The sequence below is a fragment of the Mesorhizobium sp. M1C.F.Ca.ET.210.01.1.1 genome (assembly GCF_004791585.1).
Classification (GTDB): Bacteria; Pseudomonadota; Alphaproteobacteria; order Rhizobiales; family Rhizobiaceae; genus Mesorhizobium.
Genome location: NZ_SRUU01000009.1, coordinates 24,532 through 51,245, shown reverse-complemented (window position 1 = coordinate 51,245; position 26,714 = coordinate 24,532). Strand labels below are relative to the sequence as shown.

20 protein-coding genes are annotated in these 26,714 nt (G+C 65.0%); 14 read left to right on the top strand and 6 right to left on the bottom strand.

Annotated features, from left to right (window positions below; translation table 11 throughout):
* Window positions 1-93 precede the first annotated feature (93 nt).
* The 7 genes from EN853_RS12325 (at window position 94) to EN853_RS12295 (ending at window position 7,488) form a co-directional block, all read left to right on the top strand.
* Entirely contained in the window at window positions 94-1,035 is a 942-nt protein-coding gene (locus tag EN853_RS12325; RefSeq protein ID WP_127860159.1) for an ABC transporter permease, read from the top strand.
* Complete coding sequence (locus EN853_RS12320; protein WP_127860160.1) at window positions 1,035-1,898, top strand: ABC transporter permease; 864 nt, start codon at window positions 1,035-1,037, stop codon at window positions 1,896-1,898. Before EN853_RS12325 ends, EN853_RS12320 begins: the two co-directional genes overlap by 1 nt.
* Entirely contained in the window at window positions 1,898-3,118 is a 1,221-nt protein-coding gene (locus EN853_RS12315; RefSeq protein WP_127860161.1) for an amidohydrolase/deacetylase family metallohydrolase, read from the top strand. The genes EN853_RS12320 and EN853_RS12315 overlap by 1 nt, the downstream gene beginning before the upstream one ends.
* Entirely contained in the window at window positions 3,115-4,134 is a 1,020-nt protein-coding gene (locus EN853_RS12310) for an ABC transporter ATP-binding protein (protein ID WP_127860162.1), read from the top strand. The genes EN853_RS12315 and EN853_RS12310 overlap by 4 nt, the downstream gene beginning before the upstream one ends.
* A complete protein-coding gene (locus tag EN853_RS12305; protein WP_127860163.1) occupies window positions 4,131-5,156 on the top strand; it encodes an ABC transporter ATP-binding protein in 1,026 nt (341 codons plus the stop codon). Before EN853_RS12310 ends, EN853_RS12305 begins: the two co-directional genes overlap by 4 nt.
* Window positions 5,157-5,183: 27 nt before the next feature.
* A complete protein-coding gene (locus EN853_RS12300) occupies window positions 5,184-6,005 on the top strand; it encodes an IclR family transcriptional regulator (protein ID WP_127860164.1) in 822 nt (273 codons plus the stop codon).
* Window positions 6,006-6,114: 109 nt separating this feature from the next.
* Window positions 6,115-7,488 (top strand): glutamate--tRNA ligase, encoded by a 1,374-nt coding sequence (locus EN853_RS12295; RefSeq protein ID WP_127860165.1) that lies wholly within the window; start codon window positions 6,115-6,117, stop codon window positions 7,486-7,488.
* Here EN853_RS12295 and EN853_RS12290 read toward each other — a convergent pair.
* The 4 genes from EN853_RS12290 to EN853_RS12275 all read right to left on the bottom strand — a co-directional run bounded on the left by EN853_RS12290 (window position 7,406) and on the right by EN853_RS12275 (window position 12,432).
* Window positions 7,406-8,611 (bottom strand): DUF2865 domain-containing protein, encoded by a 1,206-nt coding sequence (locus tag EN853_RS12290; protein ID WP_127860166.1) that lies wholly within the window; start codon window positions 8,609-8,611, stop codon window positions 7,406-7,408. The genes EN853_RS12295 and EN853_RS12290 overlap by 83 nt on opposite strands.
* Window positions 8,612-8,660: 49 nt before the next feature.
* A complete protein-coding gene (locus EN853_RS12285; protein ID WP_127860167.1) occupies window positions 8,661-9,071 on the bottom strand; it encodes an MAPEG family protein in 411 nt (136 codons plus the stop codon).
* A 95-nt stretch (window positions 9,072-9,166) separates the two neighbouring features.
* Window positions 9,167-11,491 (bottom strand): NADP-dependent malic enzyme, encoded by a 2,325-nt coding sequence (locus EN853_RS12280; protein WP_127860168.1) that lies wholly within the window; start codon window positions 11,489-11,491, stop codon window positions 9,167-9,169.
* A 161-nt stretch (window positions 11,492-11,652) separates the two neighbouring features.
* Window positions 11,653-12,432 carry an SDR family oxidoreductase gene (locus EN853_RS12275; RefSeq protein WP_127860169.1) on the bottom strand — a complete coding sequence of 260 codons (780 nt, stop codon included), beginning with the start codon at window positions 12,430-12,432 and terminating at the stop codon, window positions 11,653-11,655.
* 117 nt (window positions 12,433-12,549) lie between these two features.
* On the opposite strand from EN853_RS12275, the gene EN853_RS12270 reads away from it, so the two are divergent.
* Window positions 12,550-13,380, top strand: a complete 831-nt coding sequence (locus tag EN853_RS12270; protein WP_127860170.1) for a UDP-2,3-diacylglucosamine diphosphatase — start codon at window positions 12,550-12,552, stop codon at window positions 13,378-13,380.
* Window positions 13,381-13,512: 132 nt separating this feature from the next.
* Window positions 13,513-14,727, top strand: a complete 1,215-nt coding sequence (locus EN853_RS12265) for an MFS transporter (protein ID WP_127860171.1) — start codon at window positions 13,513-13,515, stop codon at window positions 14,725-14,727.
* Here the strand turns inward: EN853_RS12265 and dgcA are convergent.
* The gene (gene dgcA / locus EN853_RS12260; RefSeq protein WP_127860172.1) at window positions 14,698-15,681 is read right to left on the bottom strand and encodes an N-acetyl-D-Glu racemase DgcA; all 984 of its coding nucleotides are present in this window, start codon (window positions 15,679-15,681) and stop codon (window positions 14,698-14,700) included. The genes EN853_RS12265 and dgcA overlap by 30 nt on opposite strands.
* Before the next feature lie 77 nt (window positions 15,682-15,758).
* Here dgcA and EN853_RS12255 point away from each other — a divergent pair, with 77 nt between their 5' ends.
* From EN853_RS12255 to EN853_RS12240, 4 genes are all read left to right on the top strand, one after another.
* The gene (locus EN853_RS12255) at window positions 15,759-16,946 is read left to right on the top strand and encodes an ABC transporter permease (protein ID WP_127860173.1); all 1,188 of its coding nucleotides are present in this window, start codon (window positions 15,759-15,761) and stop codon (window positions 16,944-16,946) included.
* 1 nt (window position 16,947) lies between these two features.
* Window positions 16,948-17,766, top strand: a complete 819-nt coding sequence (locus tag EN853_RS12250) for an ABC transporter ATP-binding protein (RefSeq protein WP_127860174.1) — start codon at window positions 16,948-16,950, stop codon at window positions 17,764-17,766.
* Between the two features lie 14 nt (window positions 17,767-17,780).
* The gene (locus EN853_RS12245) at window positions 17,781-19,154 is read left to right on the top strand and encodes an MlaD family protein (protein ID WP_127860175.1); all 1,374 of its coding nucleotides are present in this window, start codon (window positions 17,781-17,783) and stop codon (window positions 19,152-19,154) included.
* Window positions 19,155-19,235: 81 nt separating this feature from the next.
* Window positions 19,236-19,835 (top strand): ABC-type transport auxiliary lipoprotein family protein, encoded by a 600-nt coding sequence (locus EN853_RS12240; protein ID WP_127860176.1) that lies wholly within the window; start codon window positions 19,236-19,238, stop codon window positions 19,833-19,835.
* A gap of 82 nt (window positions 19,836-19,917) precedes the next feature.
* Here EN853_RS12240 and EN853_RS12235 read toward each other — a convergent pair whose 3' ends face one another.
* Window positions 19,918-26,025 (bottom strand): kinesin, encoded by a 6,108-nt coding sequence (locus EN853_RS12235; protein WP_127860177.1) that lies wholly within the window; start codon window positions 26,023-26,025, stop codon window positions 19,918-19,920.
* A 289-nt stretch (window positions 26,026-26,314) separates the two neighbouring features.
* Here EN853_RS12235 and EN853_RS12230 point away from each other — a divergent pair, with 289 nt between their 5' ends.
* Window positions 26,315-26,683 (top strand): Hpt domain-containing protein, encoded by a 369-nt coding sequence (locus EN853_RS12230; protein ID WP_127860178.1) that lies wholly within the window; start codon window positions 26,315-26,317, stop codon window positions 26,681-26,683.
* The last annotated feature ends 31 nt before the right edge of the window (window positions 26,684-26,714 follow it).

The window sequence follows — 26,714 nt, the reverse complement described above, 5'->3', positions numbered from 1 at the left end:
CGCGCGCGACCGGGGCAGGCAAACAGGGTGCCGGCCAATCAAGGTCGGCACCCGAGAACATTCGATAGATCACTGAAGACAGGCTGAACGCCGATGCTGCGCTCGATCCTCAACAGGCTTCTCGGCATGATCGTCGTGATGGCGCTGGTCGTCACCATCGTCTTCGTCATCGTGCGGGTAACGCCCGGCGATCCGGCCGCCGTGATGCTCGGTCCGGATGCTTCCGCGGCCGACATCGCCGCGCTGCGCTCCCGGCTCGGGCTCGACGGTTCGATCGCGGAGCAATTCGGCCGTTACGTCCTCGGCGTCGTCCAGGGCGATTTCGGCCAGTCGATCTTCCTCAACGAGCCGGTCACGACAGCACTCGCCCAGCGCGCCGAGCCCACCTTCTTCCTCACGGTGTTCTCGCTTCTGATCGCAACGGCGATCGCCTTGCCGGTCGGGATACTCGCTGCCTACAAGCGCGGATCGATCTTCGACCAGGCGACGACGACGGTGGCCATGTTCGCAGCCAGCGTGCCGAGTTTCTGGCTAGGCCTGCTGTTCATCCAGTTCTTCGCCGTCAGGCTCGGCTGGTTCGATACGTCCGGTTATGGCGGGCCAGACGCGTCCTTCGCGGTCAGGCTCAACCACCTCGTGCTGCCGGCGCTGGCGCTCGGCCTCGTCAGCTCGGCGCTGATCACCCGCTTCACCCGCGCCTCGATGCTCGACGTGCTCAACGACGATTACGTGCGCACCGCGCGCTCGAAAGGCATGAGCGAGTGGCGTGTGGTGCTGAAGCACGCCTTCAAGAATGCATTGATCCCGATCATCACGGTGATCGGGCTGACCGCCGCTCTGCTCATATCCGGAGCGGTGGTCACCGAAACGGTGTTCGGCCTGCCCGGCGTCGGCAGCCTGGTGGTGTCGGCGGTGCTGCGGCGCGACTATCCGGTCATCCAGGGCGCGCTGCTGGTCATTGCCGGCCTCTACGTGCTGGTCAATTTCGCCATCGACATGCTCTACCTCGTCGTCGACCCCAGGGTTCGCTACTGATGGCCGCGATCTCCGTCCCGCTTCATTCCGAACCCAACATCCTGTCGCGGCTGATCGGCCGACCGACATCGGCGATCGGCCTGATCGTGCTGGTGATCATCGTGGCGGCCGCCATCCTGGCGCCCGTCATAGCACCCTATGCGCCGTCGAAACTTTCGATCGCCAGCCGGCTGCATGCGCCGAGCCTCGCCCATCTGTTCGGCACCGACGATCTCGGCCGGGACGTGTTCACCCGCATGCTCTATGCCGCGCGCACCTCGCTCAGCGTCGGCTTCTCGGTGGTCGTCCTGTCGTCGATCATCGGCACCATCCTGGGGCTGACGGCAGGTTACTTCAAACGCCTCGACACGCCAGTGTCGCGGCTGATCGATGCCATGATGGCGTTCCCGGATATCCTGCTGGCGATCGCGCTGGTCGCAGCCCTGGGCGCGACGGCGGTCAATGTCGTGGTGGCGCTCGGCATCGTCTATGCGCCAAGGATCGCCCGCGTCGTGCGCGCCTCGACACTGGTGATCCGCGAGCTTCCCTATGTCGAGGCGGCGCGGGCGCTCGGCGTGCCGACACCGGTCATCCTGATCCGCCACGTGCTGCGCAACGTGACGTCGCCGCTCCTGGTGCAGGGCACCTTCATCTTCGCCAATGCCATCCTGGCGGAGGCCGGCCTGTCTTTCCTCGGCGTCGGCATTTCACCCGACATTCCGACCTGGGGCACCATGATCGCCACCGGCCGCCAATACATGGACCAGGCGGGCTGGGTGATGATGTTTCCCGGCGCCGCAATCGTCGTCACGGTGCTGTCGCTGCAACTGCTCGGCGATGGGCTGCGCGACCTTCTCGATCCACGTCTCGCCAAGGATATCTGATGTTTGCCAACCGCTTTCCCAAGGCCGCGAGGCCGCTGCTGATCAAGGGCGCCAGACCTGTCGGGTTCGGCGACGGCGTCGGCCAGCCGATCGACGTGATGATCGACGAGCAGGGCCGGATCGCCGAGACCTCGTCGGCGATTGCCGGAGGCGACGGCGTCGAGCTTGTCGATGCCAAAGGCGCGTTTCTCTCGCCGGGCTGGACCGATCTGCATGTCCATGTCTGGTATGGCGGCACCGACATTTCGCTGCGTCCGGAGCAATGCGGCGCCGCGCGCGGCGTCACCACCATGGTCGATGCCGGCTCGGCGGGCGAGGCGAATTTCCATGGCTTTCGCGAGTTCATCGTTGAGCCTGCCAGGGAGAACGTCTACGCCTTCCTGAATATCGGCTCGATCGGCCTGGTTGCCTGCAACAGGGTGAGCGAGTTGATCGACATGCGCTCGATCGACTTCGATAGGACCATCGCCACGGTCGAGGCCAATCGTGACGTCATCATCGGGCTGAAAGTCCGCGCCAGCCATGTCATCACCGGCGCCTGGGACCTGACGCCGGTGCGGCTCGCCAAGAAGCTCAGCCGTATACTGAAGCTGCCGATCATGGTCCATGTCGGCGAGCCGCCGCCACTCTATGACGACGTGCTCGGCCTCTTGAGCGAAGGCGACATCGTCACCCACTGCTTCAACGGCAAGGCCGGCGGCTCGATCATCGAGGACGACGATCTTTACCGGCTTGCCGAGCAGGCGGCGGCGCGCGGCATCGTGCTCGATGTCGGCCACGGCGGCGCGTCCTTCTCCTTCGACGTCGCCAAGGCCGCGCTGGAGCGTGGCCTGCCGCCAGCGACGATCTCAACAGATCTCCATAACCGTTCGCTGGACGGCGCGGTCTGGGACATGGCCACGACCATGTCGAAGCTCCTGTCGCTTGGCATGAAATTCGAGGACGTGGTGGCGGCCTCGACCACGGCTCCCCGGCGCGCCATCCGCCTGCCGACCGAGAAACTGCTGGAGAAAGGCAAGCCGGCGGAATTCACGCTGTTCGACATCGTCGACGCCGATCTCACGGTTCGCGATTCGCAAGACGCGCTCGGCACGCTGCATCGGCTTTTCGAACCGCGCCATGCCATCCTCGGCGCCCAGGCCGTGGCCGCGCATCGCCATGTGCCGGCGGAAGGCGAGGGCGGTACCCATGCCTGTCCGCATTGCGGGTGGAAGTCATGACAGAGCGGTTGGCCAGCGACGTCATCCTCTCGGTCCGTGATCTCAAGAGCTGGTTCGTGACGCGCCGGGTGACGGCGAAGGCGGTCGATGGCGTGACCTTCGATCTGAAGCGCGGCAGAACACTCGCCGTGGTCGGCGAATCCGGCTCCGGCAAATCGGTCACCAGCCTTTCCATCATGGGGCTTTTATCACGGCCGGGCGGCATCGCCGGCGGCAGCATCCTGTTTCGCGACCGGCAGGAACGCGTCCACAATCTCGCGGGCTTCAGCCAGCGGCAGTTTCGCAAGTTGCGCGGCAGCGAGATCGCGATGATCTTCCAGGAACCGATGACCAGCCTCAATCCGCTGTTCACGGTCGGCGACCAGATCGGCGAGATGATCGCCCTGCATGAGCCGGTCGATCGCCGTGAGGCGCGCAACCGCGCTTTAGCCATGTTGAAACATGTCGAAATCCCCGACGCGCAATCGCGCCTGGACGACTATCCGCATCAGATGTCCGGCGGCATGCGGCAGCGGGTCATGATCGCCATGGCGCTATCCTGCAGCCCCTCGCTTTTGATCGCCGACGAGCCGACAACCGCGCTTGACGTCACCATCCAGGCGCAAATTCTCGATCTCTTGCGCCGACTCCAGGCCGAGATGGGCATGTCGATCCTGTTCATTACGCACAATCTCGGCGTTGTGGCCGAAATCGCCCATGAGGTCGTCGTCATGTATGGCGGTCGCGTCGTCGAGCAGGCGCCGGTCAACGACCTCTTCGCGCATCAGCGTCACCCCTACACCAAGGGCTTGCTGGCCTGCACGCCGAACGCCGCCCGCGATATCGACGCAGCCGGACAGCGCCGCGCGCTGCATTCGATCCCCGGCAGCGTGCCGCCGATCACCAGTCTGCCGCCCGGCTGCGCCTTCGAGCCGCGCTGCGATTTCGCCATCGCGCCTTGTCGGGCCGCACCGCCGCCGCTTGTGCCTGCCGGCCCGCATGGCGCGTCCCGCTGCATCCGGAGCGCCGAGCTATGAGCCCGGCCGCTAAATCCGTCGATGCGAAGCCGCTGCTCAGCGTTCAGGGCCTGACCAAGCATTTCCCGGCCAGAGGCGGTCGCATCGTCCACGCTGTCGAGGATGTCAGCTTCGATATCCAGCGCGGCTCGACGGTTGGTCTCGTCGGCGAGTCCGGATCCGGCAAGACCACGGCCGGCCGCGCCTTGCTGCGGCTGGTGGAGCCGACCGGAGGCAAGGCGCTCTTCGACGGCGTCGACCTGTTTTCGCTGTCACAGCGCGAGATGCGCGGCTACCGGCAAAAGCTGCAGATCGTCTTCCAGGATCCGTTTTCGAGCCTCAATCCGCGCATGCGGATCGGTGGCATCATTGGCGAAGCGCTGAACGCGGCCGGTTATCCACGCGGCAGGCGACGCACCGAGCGCATCGGCGAATTGCTGACGATGGTCGGCCTGTCGCCGGAGCATGCCGGCCGCTACCCGCATGAATTCTCAGGCGGCCAGCGCCAGCGCATCGGCATTGCGCGCGCGCTCGCCGTAGAGCCGCAATTCATCGTCGCCGACGAGCCGGTGTCGGCACTCGACGTTTCCGTGCAGGCTCAGGTGCTCAACCTCTTCGGCGACTTGCAAAGCAAGCTCCGACTCACCCTTCTGTTCATCGCCCACGACCTGTCGGTGGTCGAATATCTGTGCGACGAGGTGGTGGTCATGTATCTCGGCCGCGTCATGGAACGCGGCCCGAGCCGGCTTGTCTATGCCGCGCCGCGCCACCCCTACACCAGGGCACTGCTGGCCACGGCGCCGGTGCCGGATCCGACGCGCCGCCGCATGCACACGCCCCTGCAAGGCGATATTCCGAGCCCGATCGCGCCGCCGTCAGGCTGCGTCTTCCGCACTCGCTGTCCCGAGGCCATCGCCGCCTGCGCGCAAGTCGTTCCACCGGTCGAGCATGTTGGCGGCGGGCACCATGTGGCGTGCATCCGGCACAATGAGAAGCTGCCTGACGCAAATCAGGTTGACCACCGCCAGGATGCTGCCCTCTAGATCATTGCGATCAAGTGTTGAGACCACATGACTGCCAACGCAACAGAGCAAGACGTCAACCGCGCCGAGGCTTCGCTCGAGCCGCGCCGGTCGCGTACCAGCGGCATAGACCGCGTGCTGCAGATCCTGGACTGCCTGCAACGGCGGGGACGCCCTGCGACCGCCTATGAGATCGCGCGCGATATCGGTGCGCCGCTGTCGACCGTCTACGTCATCGTCGACGACATGGTCGAAAAGCAGCTCCTGGATCGCAAGGACGGCGGGCTGCTGTGGCTGGGGCCCAGACTGTACCAGTATGGGCTGACCTATGCGCGGACCCTCGACCTCCTCAATGTCGCGACCCAGGAAATGCATGAACTCGCGCAAGGGTCGAAGGAAACCGTCCAGATATGCGGTCGCGACGGCGACTGTATGGTCGTCTTCGCCATGGAAGAAGGCAAGGACCATTTCCAGGTCACATCGCGCGTCGGCACGCGCACGCCGCTGAACTGGACGGCGTCCGGCCGGTTGCTGGTAGGTCATCTGCCGGAGGACGAGCGTCTCGCGATTTTCGCTCGCTCGGCGACCGCTTCGCCGACGGGGCGTGCCGAAACGGACAAGCACGTGCTAGCTCGAGCATCGGCGGCGGCGCTGGAGCAGGGCCTCGCCATCCAGGCCGGCGAGTCGGATTTTTCGGTCGCCTGCATCGCAGCCCCGATCCGCGATGGTCTTGGAGCCTGTCGGGCGACGATTTCGATCGTCGTGCCGGATGTGAAGCTCAGGCAAAAAGATCCGGATTTGACGTCGCTGGTCAGGCAAAGCGCCAGGCGCATCGAGGAGCGGCTGGGCTGGCGTCGCGTGGGACCGTGACACTCGCAACCAGCCCGCGGGCTTTTCATTTTAGCTGGCTTGCACTATCTGTTGCTCTTGCGCGGGGGCGTGTCTTGCCAAGCCTAAAAGCATTCGCTACGCCCCGCCCATGACAGTTACCGTCCGTTTCGCCCCATCGCCGACCGGCCGCATCCATATCGGCAATGCGCGCACCGCTCTGTTCAACTGGCTGTTCGCCGTGAACAACAAGGGCCGCTATATTCAGCGCTTCGACGACACCGATATCGGCCGCTCGAAGCAGGAATACGCCGATTCCATCCTTTACGACCTGCATTGGCTGGGCATTTTCCCGGACGCCACCGAATACCAGTCGCGACGCGTCGAGATTTATGATGCCGCGGTGGAGCGGCTGAAGGCGGCGCGCGTGCTCTATGCCTGCTACGAAACGCCGGAGGAACTCGACCTGCGCCGCAAGGTGCGCCGCACGCGCGGCCTGCCGCCGGTCTATGGCCGCGAGGCATTGACGCTGACGCCGGAGCAGGTGGCCGAATACGAATCCGACGGGCGCCGGCCGCACTGGCGTTTCCTGCTGCCGAATTTCACCAGCGACCCGTTGCAGCCGGAACGCACCGAGGTGCACTGGAACGACCTGGTGCGCGGCGAGGAGACCGTCGATCTCGCTTCGCTGTCGGACCCCGTCCTGGTGCGCGAGGACGGCACCTATCTCTACACGCTGCCATCCGTGGTCGACGACATCGAGATGGGTGTCACCCACGTGATCCGCGGCGACGACCATGTCACCAATACCGGCGTGCAGATCGCGCTGTTCCAGGCGCTCGGCGCCGAACCGCCCGTCTTCGGGCACCATAACCTGCTTACCACCATCTCCGGCGAGGGACTGTCGAAGCGCACCGGCGCGCTGTCGATCGAGAGCCTGCGCGAGGACGGCGTCGAACCGATGGCGGTCGCTTCGCTGGCGGTGCTCGTCGGCACGTCGGAGAATGTCGCGGTCGCCCACGACCTTACCGAACTCGCCGGGCATTTCGACCCGGCAGCGACGTCCAAGTCTGCCGCCAAGTTCGATCCGGACGAGCTCTTCGTGCTCAACCGGGCGCTGATACATCACATGCCGTTCGAGGAGGCGCGCGACCGGCTGATCGTGCTCGGCATTTCCGGCGACAGGGCCGAGCCGTTCTGGCTGGCGGTGCGCGGCAATCTGGACCGCTTGTCGGACGCGGTCGCATGGTGGCGAATTCTGAGCGACGGCCCGCAGGAGCCGGCGGAGTTTTCCGGCGAGGATCGCGACTTCCTCCACCAGGCGTTCGACCTGTTGCCCGAGGAGCCGTGGAATGGCACGGTCTGGAAGGATTGGACCGGCAAGATCAAGGAAGCGACCGGACGCAAGGGCAAGCCGCTGTTCATGCCGCTGAGGCTTGCGCTTACTGGGCGCTCTTCCGGGCCGGAGCTTGCAGATCTATTGCCGCTGATGGGTCGGGAAGGAACGCTGGCCCGACGACCCTGACCTTGCGCTGTTCCGGCGGCAATGCCGAAACCGGCGACACTGGCGTCTTGGCGGTCAGGCGCTTGATCGCCTCGCGATCGAGCCCGCCCTCGGCATTGGCCAGCGTTTCTGGGTCGGCTCCGGGATCGGGCTTGCTGGCCGGCACCGGAATGAAGGGCGTTGCTTCGCTTTCCGGCTGCGATTGTTCCGGACTGGGCGGATTGCCGGCAATGATCGAGAAATTGCCGCCCTGGGCGTTGCAGCCGCATTGCGGCGGCCGCGAGTAGTTGGCCTGTTTGTAGAGATAGGCGGTCGGCAACTCGCTGTAGGGTTGGCCGGTCACCGAGGAGGTCATATTGCCGGCATCGTCATCCATGCCCTGCTTGTAGAAGACCTGCATCTCGGTGCCGGGGCAGCTCGATTCGCAATTCTTCTGGTCGCGCTCGAAATCGCCGTAGGAGGCGGCGTTCGACATCGGGAAAAAATAGCCGTCGCAGGTCCGCACGCAGATCGTGTGGAACTCGCCGTTCGGCAGGTCCATGCCGTCCGGCTGGTTGATCATGCCACGGATGTTGCGCACGCTGGGGTCGTCCGATGGAATATCGGGTGCCTCAGGCGTATCGAGCGTCTCGGTCTCCTGATCGCCTCGGCCGAAAAGCTGTTCGAACAGATTGCCGCCATTGTTGTTGCGGGCGGCCTCCTGGATCGGCGCGCGACGCGGCTCGACCTCGTCGTCGCGGCAGCCATTGGCGTCGAGCGCCGCAAGGATGCGGCTGCGGTCGCGCCGCGTGCCGCCGCCGGCCAGCCGCTCGCGCTTGGCCTGCAAGGTGTCGAGATTGGCGTTCATGCGCTCTATCGAGGCATTGATCGCCGCGCACTGGCTGACATTGCGTGAGAACAGCGTGAAGCCGCAATTGGCATCGCTGGCGCGGCCGCGCGCCTTCGCCAGTTGTTCACGCTGGCGCGCGATTGCGTCGTCATATTTGCGGATCAGGCCCGGCCCGCCACCACCGCGCGACGCAGAGAGCTCGGCTTCGAGCTGGCGGCACGTGCGGGAAGCCGCCTGCGGCTCGGTCGCGCCGACAGCCGACGCCCCCAGCGCTGCAAGCAGCGCCGCGAGGTGCGTCAGCTTCAACCCCTTCATCCGCCTGGTATCCCGATTGCCCGTGGTCGGAAGGCTACCGCGTTCGTGGTTAACTGTTCCCTAGGAAAGGCCAAACCGATGCTAGCAAAAGCATAACGATTCCAACAAACGCAACGTTCCAAACGAGCGAGCGGAGCAGTGGTATGCCAAATGCATAGAGTGGAAGATAGACCAGCCTGGCCGAAAAATAGAGTCCGGCGCCCCACTTGCTGAGCACGGTCTCGTGGCCAGTCGCGTGGACAAGAAAAACCGCCGCCACGAACACCGGAAATGTCTCGACGAAGTTTCGCAGCGCCCTTTCCAGGCGCCCTGCCAGCCCAGTGAGCTGAGGGAGTTCGGCGTCTCGGGCGCTGGCCGTCCAGCGGTAACCTCGCTGGAAGCTCGCCGAATGCGAGGCGAGGACAATGTGAATGAAACAGAGCACGCAACTTGCGGCGAGCATGGCTAGTTCGAAGCTCATTCTACCCTCGCACCCGCGCCAATGGTCGTTTCGCGCCTGGCTGCCAACTTGCAATCAGGCACCACCGGTATTCACAGCCGGAATCGCAGTCGTCCTCAACCCAAATCGACGAGCGCCTGCGCCTTGTGCGCCGCCTCGACCACGGCCAGCGCCGTCATGTTGACGACGCCGCGCGAGGTCACCGAAGGCGTCAGGATATGAGCGGGCTTGTCGGTGCCGAGCAGGATCGGTCCGACATGCAGCGCATCCATCATGGCGCCCAACGCCGTCAGCGTGATGTTGGCCGAATCTAGGTTCGGGAATACCAGCAGATTGGCTTCGCCCTTCAGCCGCGAATGCGGATAGACGCGCTGGCGCAGATGTTCCGACAGCGCTGTATCGGCATGCATCTCGCCGTCGCATTGCAGGTCGGGCGCGATGCGCGCCAGGATCGCCGCGGCTTGCCGCATCTTGAACGCGCTCGGCGCGTCGCGCGAACCGAAATCCGAAAACGACAGCAGGGCGGCCTTGGGTTCTATGCCGAAACGCCTGATCTCCTCGGCTGCCAGGACGGTCATCTCGGCGATCTCCTCGGCCGTCGGGTCGATGGAGACATAGGTGTCGGTGAGGAAAATGATGCCACGCTGCGAAATCAGCATCGAGAGCGTTGACAGGTCGCGGTCCTTGACGCCGGCGCGCGGCCCGATGATCAGCGTGACATTGCGCAGATGCCGCTCGAAGCGGCCTTCCAGCCCGCAAATCATCGCATCCGCATCGCCGCGCTTCAGCGCAAGCGCCGCGATCACCGTATTGTTTGTGCGCACCATGGTGCGGGCGGCTTCCGTCGTTGTGCCGCGCCGGCCGGCAAGCTCGATCAGCAGGTCGACATAGTGGCGGTAGCGCGGATCGTCTTCCGGATTGATCAGGCCGAAATCGACGCCGGGCCGGATGCGCAGGCCGTAGCGTTTGAGCCGCACTTCCACGACATGTGGGCGGCCGATCAGGATCGGCTCGGCTATGCCTTCCTCAAGCACCACTTGTGCCGCGCGCAGCACGCGTTCGTCCTCGCCATCGGCATAGATGACGCGCTTGGCGCTCGAGGCCTTGGCCGAGGAGAACACCGGCTTCATGACCAGGCCGGAGCGGAAGACAAAGCGGTTGAGCTTGTCGATGTAAGCGGCGAAATCGGCGATCGGCCGTGTCGCCACGCCGGTGTCGCAGGCTGCCTTGGCCACCGCCGGCGCGATGCGCAGGATGAGGCGCGGGTCGAAGGGCGAGGGGATCAGGAAGTCCGGGCCGAACACCGGCGTCTCGCCGGAATAGGCGCGCGCCGCGACATCCGAAGGCTCCTCGCGGGCAAGGGCCGCGATCGCCCGCACGGCAGCCATCTTCATCTCCTCGTTGATGGCGCTGGCGCCGCAGTCCAGCGCGCCTCGGAAGATGTAAGGAAAACACAGCACATTATTGACTTGATTGGGAAAATCGGAACGGCCGGTGCAGATCATGGCGTCGGGACGGGCCGCCCTTGCCACTTCCGGCATGATCTCCGGCGTCGGGTTGGCGAGCGCCAGGATCAGCGGTTTCGGCGCCATGTGCTGCAGCAATTCCGGCTTGAGAACGCCTGCCGCGGAGAGGCCGAGGAAGACATCGGCGCCGGGGATGACATCGGCCAGCGTGCGCGCTTCCGTGTCCTTAACGTAAGGGTCTTTCCAGCGATCCATTTCTTCGGTGCGGCCCTTCCAGGCGACGCCGAAACGGTCGGTGACCCAGATGTTTTCCACCTTGGCGCCGAGCGAGACCAGCAGGTTGAGGCAGGCGAGTGCCGCAGCACCCGCGCCGGAGGTGACGATCTTGATGTCTGAAATCGTCTTGCCGGCGAATTCCAGCCCATTGAGGACCGCCGCGGCGACGATGATCGCGGTGCCATGCTGGTCGTCATGGAAGACCGGGATGCTCATGCGGGCCTTGAGCCGCTCCTCGACTTCGAAGCATTCCGGCGCCTTGATGTCCTCGAGGTTGATGCCGCCGAAGGTCGGCTCGAGTGCGGCCACCGTCTCGACCATGCGCTCGATCTCGGGCGCGTCGATCTCGATGTCGAAGACGTCGATGCCGGCGAACTTCTTGAACAGCACCGCCTTGCCTTCCATCACCGGCTTGGAGGCGAGCGGGCCGATATTGCCGAGCCCGAGCACCGCGGAGCCATTGGAGACGACGCCGACGAGATTGGCGCGCGCCGTGTAGTCGGCGGCGGTCGCCGGATCGTCACGGATCTCCAGGCAGGGCGCGGCGACGCCGGGCGAATAGGCAAGCGCGAGATCCCGCTGGTTGCCGAGCGGCTTGGTCGCCTGGATCTCAAGCTTTCCAGGGGTCGGGTGCTTGTGAAAGAAGAGCGCGGCCTCGTCGAGGTCCGACCTGGCCGTCTTCTTGCTCTCGCCGTCCATTGCGGCCCCTCCTGCGCTTCCTGGTTTCGAGCCTTTTAGCATGCGGCGACGATTCTTCGCGACGCCAAATCTCAGCTTCGGCGTTCACATTGCCGAAGCGCAAATAATCAAACTATTTCAGCCTATTGTGCCGAGATTCTCGGGCGCTCTACTCAGGCCGGTCAGAACGCGCTGACATAGAGGCCGCCGTCGACCGGAATGTTCTGGCCGGTGAGGTAGCCGGCGTGGACCGAGCACAGGAAGGCGCAGATCTGGCCGAATTCCTCCGGCGTGCCGAGACGCTTTGCCGGCACGTCGGCGCTGATACGGGCTTTGCGCGCGGCCGCGGCTGCCGGCTCTTCCTGCGTGCCGGCTTCATGCGGGCCGCGCAGCCGGTCGGTATCGAGCTTGCCGGGCAGGAGGCTGTTTATGGTCACGTTGCGGTCGACCACCGTGCGCGCCACGCCGGCAAGGAACGAGGTCAGGCCGGCGCGGGCGCCGGACGACAGGTCGAGGCCGGGGATCGGGACATAGACCGACAGCGAGGTGATGTTGACGATGCGGCCGAAGCCGCGCTTGGCCATGCCGTCGATCACCGCCTGGATCAGCTCGATCGGCGTCACCATGTTCTGTGTCACGCCTTCGAGGATCTTTACGCGGTCGAGCTCGCGGAAGTCGCGAAGCGGCGGGCCGCCATTGTTGTTGACCAGGATGTCCGGGTCGGGGCAGGCGGCAAGCATTACCTTCTGCACTTCCGGTTTCGAGACGTCACCGGCGATCTCGATCACCTTGACGCCGAATCTCTCGCGGATTTCCTGCGCGGTCTTTGCCAACAGCTCCGCGTTGCGGCCATTGACGACGAGGTCGACGCCGGCTTCGGCCAGCGCGATCGCGCAACCGCGCCCCAATCCCTTGCTCGAGGCGCAGACGATGGCCTTCTTGCCGCGAATGCCGAGATCCATGGTGATTTCTCCTTTTTCGAGGGCGGCAAGCTAGCGCCTGGGCTGGACCAACCGCAACCGTCATACGGTTGTTGCATGAATCGAGGCATAGGCACGCGAAAGAAAGGTGGAATCGCGATGTCCGGTCCAGAGCCCCGCACTTTTCGCACCATGTTCATTTCCGACGTGCATCTCGGCTCGAAGGCGGCCAAGGCCGATTTCCTGATCGATTTCCTGCGCCACCACGACGCCGATACCATCTATCTGGTCGGCGACATCGTCGACGGCTGGCGCCTGCGGCGCAACTGGCATTGGCCGCAGAGCCACAACGACGTGGTGCAGAAACTTCTGCGCAAGGCGCGCAAGGGCGCCTCGATCACCTATATCGCCGGCAACCACGATGAATTCGCCCGCCAGTTCCAGGGCGTGCATTTCGGCGGCATCGTCGTTGCCGACCGCGCCATCCACGAGACGGCCGACGGCAGGCGGTTGCTCGTCATCCATGGCGACCAGTTCGACACGGTCGTTCACAATCAGCGCTGGCTCGCCTATCTCGGCGACCACGCCTATGACGCGGCGATGCTCATCAACCGCGTCGTGACCAAGCTGCGCCATCTGCTCGGGCTGCCGTACTGGTCGTTTTCGTCCTGGGCGAAGGTCAAGGTCAAGAAGGCGGTGAACTTCATCGGTTCGTTCCAGACGGTGCTCTCCGAGGAAGCGCGGCGCTCGCATGTCGACGGCGTCATCTGCGGCCACATCCATCACGCCGCGATCGAGACCTATGGCGACGTCCAATATATTAACACCGGCGACTGGGTCGAGAGCTGCACGGCCGTGGTCGAGCACTGCGACGGCCGCATGGAGATCCTGACCTGGGCGCATGTGCTGCCCGAGGTTTCGGCCAGCAAGGATACGCTCGTGCCCGTCGATATCGTCGATCTCAAGGGCAGGGCGGTCAAGGCCGCCTGAGCACCTTTCGCTCTTTGTCTTTCAACAGCTTTAGCCGGATCGATTGGTCCAGGCAGTTCCGCCGCGCCCTGCCGCATGTTAGGGATCGAGACGCGTTGCGGGCCACAGAATGCAGCGTAATTGGATCGATTCATGTCGCTGCCGCCGCTTTCGCCTGAGCAACTCGTCAAGCCACGCCATTTCGAACTGCGCATGAGCCTGATCTTTGCGACATTGTTCGTGCCGCAAGGCACGCATCTGCCCTATTTCCCGCTCTGGCTGGAGGCGAAAGGCTTCCATGCCGAACAGATCGCCGTCATCCTGGCCGCGCCGATGTTCCTGCGCGTCGTGACGACGCCGATGCTCACAGCGCTTGCCGACCGGGCGAAGGATCGCGCCAACGTCTATGTCGCGCTGGTCGCGGCGACGATGATCGTTTCGGCCGGCTATTTCCTGCCGGCCACCTATGCGGGCGTGCTGGCCGTCTCGCTGCTGCTCTCGATCCCGTGGACGCCGCATTCGCCGATGGCCGATTCGTTGGCTTTGTCGGGCGTGCGCCGCTTTGGCTCGAACTACACCGCCATGCGCAAATGGGGTTCGATCTCCTATTTCTGCGCCAATATCGCGGGTGGCGTCATCCTGGCGGTCACGGGCCCCCAAGCCGTTCCGGTGATCATCTTCGTGGCCCTCGGCGCAGCCCTTGTCGCGGCGCTGTGGGCGCCTCGCATGGGCCGGCCCCGCAGGGCGTCGCCGCTGTCGGCGACCGACATCCAGCATTCGGCCCCGAGCCTCTTCAACGCTTATTTCCTCTATTTCACGCTTGGCGTCGGCATCATCACCGCCAGCCACGCCTTCCTCTACGGCTTCGTCTCGATCTACTGGAGGTCGATCGGCATCAGCGATTCCGTCGTTGGCCTGCTGTGGGCCTGGGGCGTGGTCGCCGAGGTCTGCATGTTTCTGTTTTTCAACCGCATTTTCGCCTCTGTCTCCATAGCCAGGGTGATGGTGATCGCCGGCATCGGCTCGATCGTGCGCTGGATCGCCTTTCCGCTGATCTGGCCGCTCGGGCTTGGCGTCGCCGGGTTCTTCGGCGTCCAGACGCTGCATGCGGTGTCGGTGGCGATGGTGCTGATCGGCCTGCAGAAGATGATCGGCGAAACGGTTGCCGAAGAGCGCACGGGCGCTGCGCAAGGCATTGCCTTTTTCTTCAACGGTTTCTTCATGGCCGCGGTGACGCTGGCCTCCGGGCCGCTCTACGACCGCCTTGGCGTCGATGGGTTTTTGGCCATGATCCCGATCGCGATCGTCGGCCTGGCGTTGATCGGTCTTGCCGCGCGCTCAGCCCCACAGCGCCCTGTCAGGGGGTGAGACCAGCGATCCCTGGTAGATGAGACCGGGATCACGGTCGCGTGCCAGGAGCAGCGGCCCGTCGAGGTCGACGAAATCGGCATTTTGGGCAAGCAGCACCGCCGGCGCCATGGCGAGCGACGTGCCGACCATGCAGCCCACCATGATCCCGAAACCCAGTTCGCGGGCACGATCGCGAAGGGCGAGCGCTTCGGTCAGGCCGCCGGACTTGTCGAGCTTGATGTTGACGGCGTCGTAGAGGCCGACCAGCGCATCGAGGTTCTTCGCCTCGTGCACGCTTTCGTCGGCGCAGATTGGCACGGGATGCGCGATTGCGCGCAGGATGCCGTCGCGGCCGGCGGGCAGCGGCTGCTCGATGAGCGCGATGCCTTGGTGTGCGGCGAATACGAGATTGGCCTCGATGGTCTCGTCCGTCCAACCCTCGTTGGCGTCGAGGATGATGCGGCTTTGCGGAGCGGCTTGCGTTACGGCGCGAATCCTTGCCATGTCGTTGTCGCCGCCGATTTTGACCTTGAGCAGCGGCCGCGAAGCGTTGGCGCGGGCCTGGGCGGCCATTGCTTCAGGGTCGGCGAGCGACAGCGTGTAGGCGGTTTCCAGCGCCTTCGGCGAAACAGCGCAGATCGCGTCCGCCGCCGGCCTGCCGCTGAGTTTTGCCTCGAGGTCCCACAAGGCGCAGTCGACGGCATTGCGGGCCGCGCCGGCCGGCATCGCGGCCTGCAGGGCGGCGCGGTCGATTCCGTCCGCGATCGGCTCGCGCATGGCTTCGATCGCTGCGTGCACGCCTTCCATGGTCTCGCCATAGCGCTTGTAGGGAACGCATTCGCCGCGGCCGACATGGCCATTCTCCGCGATCGTCACGGTGATGACATCGGCCTCGGTCTTCGATCCGCGCGAGATGGTGAAGGTGCCAGCGATCGGGAAGCGCTCCGCCTCGACCGAAATGACACGCGCCATATTTTTCTTCTCCGGTTGTGCGACACCGGTCTGCCTGCAAATCGACACGCCAGCCCCGTCACGCTAAACAGGACGCCATGTTGACCATCCGCAAACGCGACGCAAGCCGCGCGCCCGCCGGCGAGGCCAATCACCAGCCGCGTATCGCCGTGAGCGAGGAAGGCGGCGTGCTCGGCTGCGCCTTCTCGGGTGCCTGGACAACGCGGACGGTCGCATCGGTCGATGCCGAAATGCGCAAGATCGAGAAGCGCAACACCGCGAAAAGGCTGGTGCTTGATCTCTCCCGGATCGAGAAGATGGACACGGCCGGCGCCTGGCTGATCGATCGGCTGGCCAGCGCTTTCGAGAAGAAAGGCGTCGAGGTCCATGTGCAGGGGCAGAGCGAGATCGCCTCGATCCTGCTCGGCGCGGTTGGCGACGCGGTGCGGCGCGAGCCCGAATCGGGACCGGCCGGGCCGCCCAACATCATCCTGCGCGCGCTGGAGCTGGTCGGCCGCCGCGTCTACGAGATGCGCGACGATTTTCTGGCCTCGATGAATATCCTTGGCGCCACTATCCGCGGCGCGCAGATGAAGCTCGGCCGCGGCCATGCCGTCAACCCGGCCGCGATCTTCAACCAGATCGACCGCATGGGCGTCGGCGCCATTCCTGTCGTGGTGCTGATGTCGGCCATTGTCGGCGCCATCGTCGCCCAGCAGGGCGCTTATCAGCTCAGCTATTTCGGCGCCGATATCTTCGTCGTCGACCTGGTCGGCGTGCTGATCCTGCGCGAGCTCGGCGTGCTGATGACGGCGATCATGCTTGCCGGCCGCTCAGGCAGCGCCATCACCGCCGAGATCGGCTCGATGAAGATGCGCGAGGAGGTCGACGCGCTGAAGGTGATCGGGCTGAACCCGATCGGCGTCCTGGTGTTTCCACGGCTCGTCGCCCTGGTGATCGCGCTTCCGTGCTTGACGATCATCGCCAATTTCGCCGCCCTTGGCGGCGGCATCATCGCGGCCTGGCTCTATTCCGACATTCCGCCGGCCGCCTTCATCGACAGGCTGCGTGTCGCCATCGACCTCAGCACCATCTTTGCCGGGCTGATCAAGGCGCCGTTCATGGCGATGATCATCGGCACCATCGCGTCGGTCGAGGGCATGAAGGTCGGCGGCAGCGCCGAATCGCTCGGCCGGCATGTGACAGCCTCGGTGGTGAAGTCGATCTTCGTCGTGATCATCCTCGACGGGCTTTTCGCCATGTTCTACGCAGCGATCGAGTTCTGAGATGGCAGGCGCGAGCGGCAACGGGGTCAAGACGGCGGAGGACGCGAACGAGAGCGAGATCGTGCTTTCGGTCAAGGACGTCACCGTTGCCATCGAAGACAAGTTGATCCTCGACAAGCTTTCGCTCGACATCAAGCGCGGCGAGATTCTCGGCTTTGTCGGCGCCTCGGGCGCCGGCAAGTCTGTCCTGTTGCGCACCATCCTCGGGCTGATGCCCAAGCAATCGGGAACGATCAGGCTGTTCGGCGTCGACGTCGACAAGGCAAGCGATGCCGAGCGCCTGCGCATCGATATGCGGCTTGGCGTCCTGTTCCAGCACGGCGCGCTGTTTTCGGCGCTGACGGTGCAGGAAAACGTGCAGGTGCCGATGCGCGAATATCTCGACCTGCCGAAGAAGCTGATGGACGAGCTCGCCATGCTGAAAGTCGAACTGGTCGGGCTGCCGCCGGATGCGGCTCAGAAATTCCCCTCCGAGCTTTCGGGCGGCATGATCAAGCGCGCGGCGCTGGCGCGCGCGCTGGCGCTCGATCCGGACATCGTCTTCCTCGACGAACCGACCTCGGGCCTCGATCCGATCAGTGCGGCCGAATTCGACGAATTGGTCGTCAAGCTGCGCGATACGATGGATTTGACGGTCTACATGGTTACGCACGACCTCGATACGCTCTTCACCGCCTGCGACCATGTCGCGGTGCTCGGCAAGAAGAGGGTGCTGGTCGAGGGCACGATCGACGACATGCTGAAAAGCGAGGAGCCGTGGGTCAAATCCTATTTCCGCGGAAAACGCGCCCGGCAACTTGATCTTGCGGCGCGCGCATAGCCATAAGTGAGGCAATGGAAACCAGAGCCAACTACGTCATTGTCGGCATCTTCACGCTGGCTGCGATCCTCGCGGCCTTCGCCTTCGTCTATTGGACGGCCGCAATCGGCGAACGTGGCGAGACGACGCTGCTGCGCGTGCGCATCCCGGGTTCGGCTTCGGGCCTCGGCCGCGGCAGCTTCGTGCTCTTCAACGGCGTCAAGGTGGGCGACGTCAAGCGGGTCTATATCGACGTCGACAATCCGACCGTCGCCATCGCCGACACCGAGATCGACCGCATGACGCCGATCACCAAGTCGACGCAGGCCGATATCGGGCTCGCCGGCCTCACCGGCCAGGCCAATATCGAGCTCAGGGGCGCCGATCCCAAGGAAGCGAAGCTGCTCGACGAGGCGGAGAAAGAAGGCAGGGTCCCGGAGATCGTTGCCAATCCGTCGGCCGTGACCAACCTGTTGCAGACGGCGCAGAACATCTTCACACGCGCCGACAAGGTGCTCTCCGATCTTGAAGGCTTCACGAAGGACGTTCGCGGACCGCTGACGCAGACCGTCAAGAACGTCGAGACTTTTTCCGACGCGCTGGCCAAGAATTCGGACGGCATCGACAAGTTCCTGTCGGCCGTCAGCTCGCTGTCGGAGCAATTGCAGAATGTGTCGGGCCGGTTGGACAGCACGTTGAAGGCGGCCGAGGGCCTGCTCAACTCGGTCGACAAAGACCAGATCAAGAGCATCGTCGCCAACGTCGACACGGTCACCGCCAATCTGAAGGAGACCAGCGGGCAACTGGATGGCGTGCTGAAGAACGTCGATACGGCGGTGGGGTCGGTCAACGACTTCGCCAAGCAGACGCAAGGGACGCTCGCCAAGGTTGACAAGGTGCTCGACGGCATCGATCCCGCGGATGTGCGCACGGCACTCGCCAACATCCAGAAGGCAAGCGACAGCGCCAACAAGGCGGCCTCCGACATCGCCAAGGTCACCGACAAGATCGCCAACCGTTCCGACGACATCAATGACACCATCAAGGATGCCCGCCAGCTAGCGCAGCGCCTCAACGACGCCTCGGTGCGCGTCGACGGCATCCTCGCCAAGGTCGACAAGCTGCTCGGGTCCGGCGAGGCCAACGGCGTGATGGCGGATGCCAGGGCGACGCTGAAATCCTTCAAGCAGGTCGCCGATACGCTTAACGCGCGCCTCGGCACCATCACCGACAATCTGGCGCGCTTCTCAGGTTCGGGGCTGCAGGACGTGAAAGCGCTGGTGCAGGACAGCCGGCGCTCGATCAATCGCATCGAGGAAGCGGTCACCGATCTCAGCCGCAATCCGCAGCGCATCCTGACGGGCGGCGAGGGCGAGGTCCGTCAGTTCGATGGCAGGGCGCGGCGTTGACTTCGGCTGCGGCGAACGCCAAGAACATGGATTGCAGCTGCAAGTTGATCGTCAGATCCGGGGACATAACGGGGATCGCGCGTGAAATCGGGTAGAGGGTTGAAGTCGGTCGCTGCGGCGGCGCTCGTGTTCGCGCTCGCCGGCTGCGCGGCACTGGGAGGCAAGCCGGCGCCGCTCGATACGTTCGAGCTTTCCGCTCCGTCGCTCGACATGCGAGGGCACAGCCGCCGTCAGATCCTGATCGCCCAGCCTTCGGCGCTGAAGGCGCTGGACAGCCAGAACATCGTCATCAGGCCGTCCGACCAGTCGATCCAGTTCCTCAAGGGCGCGCAATGGGCGGACCGCCTGCCGCTGATCGTGCAGGCGAGGCTCGCCGAGACCTTCCAGCGCTCCGGCAGCTTCGCCGGCGTCGGCAAGCCGGGCGAGGGACTGGCGATCGACTACCAGATCATCGTCGAGGTGCGGTCCTTCGAAGTCCGGGTCAATGGCGACGAGCATGCCGATGTCGACCTGTTCGTGCGCATCCTCAACGACCGCAACGGCGAGGTGCGCGCCTCCAAGAGCTTCACGGCGAGCGCGCCGGTCTCGGGCAGCGGCAACGCCGCCTATGTCGGCGCGCTGGACAATGCCTTCGGCCAGGCGGCGAAGGACATCGTCCGCTGGACGGATTCGGTGATCTGATCGCGCACTTTGAGCAGGCAACCGGGGACATGAAAAAAGGCGGGCTTTCGGCCCGCCTTTTTTTGTTCGATCCCGACCGGCTCTAGTGCAGGCGGCCGCTGGCGTGGGCCAGCATGGTGTAGACCTTGCCGGTGTCGGACGTCAGATAGGTCTGCGCCATGATGTTGTCGCGGTCGTTGCGCGAGACATCCTTGAGCAGTTTTTCGAAATCGTCGCAGTAGCGGTCGACGGCGGCGCGGAACTCGGCCTCGGCCTGGTACTTGCGGCGGATCTCGTCGAAGGTCTGCTGGCCCTTCAGCGTGTAGAGCCGGCGCGTGAATACGTCGCGTTCGCCGCGGCGATAGCGGTTCCACAGCTCGATCGAGGCGTCATGGTCGATGGCGCGCGCGATGTCGACGGACAGCGAGTTGAGCGATTCCATGACGTGCAGCGGCGTGCGCTGGGCAGGCGCCGCGCGTGGCGCCTCGGCCGGCGCCGCCGGCTCCAGGTCTTCCTCACGCGAGGCATTGGTCAGGAGATCGCGCACCCAGCCGCCCTGCGGCGTGCGGCCGTTCGGATCGCGGCGCGGCGCCTCGGCGGGGCGCTCGATATCGAGCGTGCCGCGCAGCGTCGTCTCGCCGAGCGGCACCTGTGGCGCGCGACGCTCAGCTTGAGGCTGCGGCACCGGCGGACGGCGCAGCGGCTGCTCAACGGGGCGGGCAGGCGCCTGCGCCGCTGGGCGCAATGCGCGCGGCTCACCGGTTTCGCTGCTGCCGCTGCGGCCGGATTTCGCAACGATATCCGACAGTTCCTTGAGCGCGTTGATCTGCTCGGAGACGGCGCGGCGGATGGCCGAGGTCGATTCCTTGGCTTCCTCCGGCATCTCGATGACGCCCTTCTTGAGCTCGGCGCGGGTGAGGTCGAGCTCGCTCTTGATCGAGCTCGCGGTGCGCCGCATCTCCTCGGTCGCGTCGGCGAAGCGCCGCGTCGCCGAATCGACGACATCGGCGATGGCCGTGCGGATCTTCTCCGCCGATTCCATGGTGCGCCCTTCGGCGGTCTGCATCGTCTGACTGACCAGATTCTCGAACGAGCGCATCACCTTCTCGAGGTCTTCCGACTTCTTGACCAGCCCGACGGCGAGGTCTTCGAGCGAGGATTGACGCTCCAGCGTGTGCTCGAGATTGCTCTGCGCGGAACTAAGCAGATTGGAAGCGCTCGACAACAGGCGGCTGTGCTCGTCGAACTTGGTCGCGATCGATGCGACTTCGCGCAACGTCGCCGACGACAGATCGGTGAGCCGCGTCGTGTTGGAATCGACGAGACGCGCCGAGCTGGCGAAGGTCTGCGCGGCCTTTTCCGTGGTCGAGGCGAAGCTCTGCGTGCTGCCGGTCAGGCGCTCCTCGATCTGGCCGAGGTTGACGGCAGCCTGGTCGATAAGCTGGCCGAGCTGCGCGCTGGAGTTGCCCATGCGGCCGATGAGGTCGGCAACGCTGTCGGCCAGCGTCGAGCGCGCGCCTTCGACGGCCGAAAGCGTCTCGGCGGTGCGGTTGGCGAGCGCGTTGACGAGGGCCGCGTTTTCGCTGCGCAGCTTCTCGGTCGCTCGTTCGGTGACCTCTTCCATGCTCTTTTGCAGCTCGGAACCACCCTGGGCGAAGCGCTCGACCAGGGGACGCGCCGTCTCGTCGAGGATCTTCGACATTTCGGCGGAGCGCGCCGCAAGCATGGTGTTGAGCTCGCGGGTGTTGGCGCCGATGGTCTTCGCCGCCTCGTTGGTGCTCTGGCCGATATGCTGGCCGACCGCGGTGAAGGTTTCGGCGATGACGTTGGCGCGCGAGATGAGCTGCGCCTCGGCGCCGGAGACCTGCTCGCTGAGCTTCTGGCCCATCGTTTCGGCGCTGTTGGCAATGCGGTTCTCCACGCTCGCCATCTGCTCCTCGACACGGGCCGCGGCCGCGGCGGCACTGGAAGCCAGCCGTTCGTCGGCACCGGCAAGCGCCTGCTCGATCTCGCGGGCGTGGACGGCGAGTTCCTGGCCGGTCTGCCGGGCACGATCAGCGACGCGCTGCTCAGTTGCCGCGAAGGCGCCGACAATGGCGTCGGTATGTTCGCCGATGGTCGAACTGCTGCTGGCGATGCGCGACACCAGGCGGTTGTCGGCATCGTCGAAGATGCGGGCGATCTCGGAGGCCCTCGACGACAGCGCTTCCGAGCCTTCCGCGATGCGCGAGATCAGGTGCTGGTCGGCGGCGTCGAAGATGCGGCCGAGATCGGAGGCGCGTGCGGCCAGCGCCTCGGCCGACTCCGTGATGCGCATGCTCAGCCGCTCGTCTGCGCCCTCGAAGTTGCGCAGGATGTCGCCGGCGCGCGCCGCCAGCGACTGCGCCGTTTCGACCGCGCGAGCGACCAGCTTCTGGTCGGCGCTGTCGAAGGTGCCGGCGATCTCGCCGGCGCGGGTGGCCAGCTTGTCGGCGGTTTCCTCGGCACGGGCCAGGAGCGCGTTGGACGCATCGTCGGCGCGGGCCATCAGCATGCTGGAGGTGTCCTGAGCGCGCTCGTGCAGGCGGCGGTCGGCCGCCTCGAAGGCGTTGGCGATGTCTTCGGCCCTGGCAAGCAACGCGGCCGACGTCTGCTCGGCGCGTTCGGCGATCTTGCGGTCGGCGTCGCTGAAGGCGGCGCCGGCCTGTTCGTGCAGGGCGCTGGTGACTTCCATCACCTTGTCGCGCAGCGCGCCGGCGACGAAGACGGCGGTCTTTTCAAGAACGCCACGGACATTGTCGACGCCGGTCGAGAGCGCACGCTCCATGGTGCCGGCGCGCTCTTCGATGATGCCGGTCTGGCGGCTGAACGCCTGCTCGATCTTCTCGACATCGGCGGCGATCGCCGCCGAGATGTCGCTGCTTTTGGCGGCGATCTGATCGATGTGTCCGGACACCGAGCGATCGACGTCCTTGCGCGCTTCGGCGAGCTTGGCCAGGTCGTCCTCGAGGGCGCGAGCCAGCGTGTCGCGGCCTTCGGACAGCTTGCCGACATGACCGGCGACGATGTCGTCGATCTCCGAGCGGCTTTCGGCCAGCTTCTGCAGATCGCCTTCAAGAGCGCGCGTGAGGATATCGCGGCCCTCGGCGAGCTTCTCGACTTGGCCGGCAACCAGGCCGTCGATCGAGGACCGGCTCTCGGCGAGCTTGGCGAGGTCTGCTTCCAGCGCGCGCCTGAGGATGTCGCGGCCCTCGGCGAGCTTCTCGACCTGGCCCGCGACCAGACCGTCGATAGAGGAGCGGCTCTCGGCCAGCTTGGCCAGATCGTCCTCCAAGGCCTTGGTCAGCGTCGTACGGTCTTGCGAGAGCCTTTCGGCGTGCGTCTGCATGAGGCCGCTGGCATTGGCCATGTCGGCATCGAGGGCGCGCGAAAGCTCGGCGCGGTGGCCGGCGATCTTCTGCGAATGATCGACGATGGCGCCCTGGATAGTGTTGAGGTCCGCTTCGAGCGCGCGCTTGAGGATGTCGCGCCCTTCGGCGAGCTTCTCGACCTGACCGGCGACCAGGCCGTCGATCGAGGATCGGCTCTCGGCGAGCTTGGCCAGATCGTCTTCGAGCGACTTCGACAGCACCGAGCGATCCTGGACAAGGCGGTTCTGGTGATCGGAGATCGCGCCGCTGACCGTCTGCAGGTCGGCCTCCAGGGCTTTCGACAGCTGCGCGCGGTCTTCCAACACCTTGTCGGAGTGTCCTGCGATGGTACCCTTGATCGTGTTGAGGTCCGCCTCCAGGGCACGCTTGAGGATATCGCGGCCTTCGGCGAGCTTCTCGACCTGGCCGGCGACCAGGCCGTCGATAGAGGCGCGGCTTTCGGCGAGCTTGGCGAGGTCGGCCTCCAGCGTCTGCGACAGCAGGCTGCGGTCGTCCGCAAGCTTGCCCGCATGGCTGTCGATCATGCCACGAATACCACTGAGGTCGTCCTCGAGAGCGCGGCTGAGTTCACCCCGATCCTCGGCGAGCTTCTTCGAGTGGGTCTCGATCAGGTTCCTGATGCCGAGGATGTCGGTCTCGAGCGCCTTGGCGAGCACCGCGCGGCCTTCGGCGATCTTCTCGACCTGGCCGGCGACGAGGCCGTCGATCGAGGCGCGGCTGTCCGACAGCTTGCCGAGATCGGCCTCGAGCGCGCGCGCCAGAATGTTGCGGCCCTCTGCCAGTTTTCCGACGTGGCCAGCGACCATTTCATCAATCATTGTGCGAGCTTGCACGAGTCTGCCGGAGTCTTCGTTCAACGCCTGCGACAAGCGGCTGCGACCCTCTTCGAGCTGCTCGAGATGGCTGCCCAGCGAAGCATCGATGGCGGCGCGCGACTCGTTGACCTTGCGCAGGTCCTCTTCCAGCGCGCGTGCGATCAGGCCGCGGCCCTCCGCCAGCTTCTGCACCTGGTTGGTTACGGCGGCGTCGATCTCGGCACGGCCTTCAGCAAACTTCGTCAAATCCTCCTGCATGGCGGCAGCCATGCGGTCGCGGCTTTCGGAGAGCATTCGGCTGTGGTTCTCGACGGCTTCCTCGATGCCGAAACGAGCATCGGACAGCCGCTGGATGTCGGCGTCGAAGGAACGCGACACGACGTGGCGCGCAGCCTCCATGCGCCCTGCGAAATCGGTGGCGCGGGCTTCGAGCATGGAGGAGGTCGACGAGACGATGTCGGCCATGTCGGCGCCGATCTGGGTCCTGCCCTGGTCGATCATCGCCGACAGCGTGTCCTTGCTTTCGGCGAAGGTGTGGGCGATCTCGCGGGCACGCTCGACGAGCGTCTCATTGATCTGGCGTGCGCGGGCTTCCAGCGCGGCGTTGAGCTTCTGGGTGCCGGTGTCGAGCGCCTCGGCGCGGGTCTGGAACTCGCTGATCAGCGCCTGGCCGCGTTCGGCCAGCGTCCGCTCGATGCCGCTGAGGCTCGATTCGAACTCGGAGCTCAGCGTGCGTGCAGCGCCGCCGAGCAGCGAGACCATGCCGGCGGTGCGGTCGTCGAGCAGGTCGGTCAGCGAGCGGGTGAGGCCGTCGGTGGTGTCGGTCAGCTTGGCGATACGGGTGTCGAGCAGGCTGGCGAAGGCCTCGCCTGAAGTCGACAGGCGGTCGGTGATCGTATCGAGCCGGGTTTCCACCGAATCGAAGATCGACATCGAGCTTTCGTTGATGCGATCGATCAGCGTGTCGCCGGAATTGTTGATCGTCATCGACAGCTTGGTCGAGGCGTTGAGGATCGAGTCGCGAATGATGTCGCTGGCCGAGCCGATCTCGTCGCGCAGAGTCTCATGCGCCCCGGCGATCGAGGCGCGCACGCGCTCGGCATGGGTGACGACAGCTTCGCGCTCGCTGCCAAGCCCGTCGACCAGCGAACGGATGCGGGCCTCATTTTCGGAATAGGAGCGTTCGATCTGGCTGACTTCGCTGTGGACGAGCGTCTCGAGCTCGACAGCGCGCGCCAAGGTGCGCTCGATGCCTTCGCCCATGGCCGCCACCTCGCGGCGAACGGCCTGGCCGATCATCATGACGCGGTCCTGGGCGAGGTTTTCCGGCTCGGCAAGGCGGAAGGCCACTTCGGTCATCGATTGCGCGGCAATGCGCATTTCCTGCGCGCGCCGGATCATGGCGGCAAAGGCCCAGAACAGAATGACCGGGATGATCGCCGCGACCGCCAGCCCGATCAGCTCGGGACGGGCGAAGAACTGGTCGAAGGTGCGGATCTTCCAGATGCTCGGGCCAAAGAGAAGATTGGCAAGGCCGCCGGCGCCGGCGATCCAGGCAAGCGAAATGAACGCGATCACCCAGTAGACGGTGCTCGATGCGCGCCGGTTTAGGCCGTGCAGAAGCGTCCGGTAGTCCTTCTGGCGATCATCGTTGGCCGGTGTGAAGCCAGGGGCCGGTGTGAAGCCTGGGGCAGGCGTGAAGCCGGCCGGCTGCGAGGCGCGCGATTCGACCGGGCGCAGTTCCGCCGGCTTCGGCTGAGGCGCCGCCTTCGCGGCCTGAGGCTCATTTGCCGGCTCGATCCGCTGGCTGCGGCCTTCACGCGCCAATTCATCCGCGGCGGCCGAAATCTGGGCCTCGAGATCCTCCATCGACGCCGCCATGTCGAGGCCGCCTTCGTCGCCGTTAAGGTCGAGGTCAAGCGCCTTTTCCAGTTCCGCGGCTACGTCGCTCTCGAGGGATTTGGTCGTCGTCGGTTTCTTAGCCATGCCTTCGCTACCCTGTACTAGCTGCCGCGGGACTTATGATTTTGGCCTGATTCTGGCTTGTCTGGTCCCAGACAGGAGGCTGAAAATGGACGTTCGTATCGTAATGACACACGGGGGTAAAGAAAACATGCATTCCGGGTGATACGTAAAACTTTAAATATAGGGTTAACGGAAGCGTGATTTGGCCGCCTCTGTGACAACATTTTTCCCTGGCAGTCGTTAACCCGATGGCGACCGGGATCGCCTATTTTTTTGGGCGCTCGCCGCCTTTTTAGGAGTTGCAGTGCGTATGCGTGGTGAAAGTGGAATCGCGTTTTCCATGCCCGGCGGCGACGCGTCGGGAACGGCAGGGTCGCGACCTGTGGATCTCGCCCATCTGGCGCGGCAGACGATGGACGATCGCGCGCTCGAACAGGAGGTGCTGGCGCTGTTCGTGCAGCAGGCGCTTTCGGTGCGCGAGAAGATCCTCGACGCCGATGCCAGGGAACGGGTGGTCCTGGCACACGGCCTGAAAGGCTCGGCGCGCGGCATCGGCGCTTTTGCCGTCGCCGAATGCGCGGCAGCCATCGAAAAGCAGCCCGAGGACGCCCGCACCCTGAAAAAACTTGGCGTATTGATCGAGGAAGTACGGGACTTTATCGCCGCCATCAGCCGCTAAGCGTCGTGCTTCAGAAGATTCGAGCGATGCG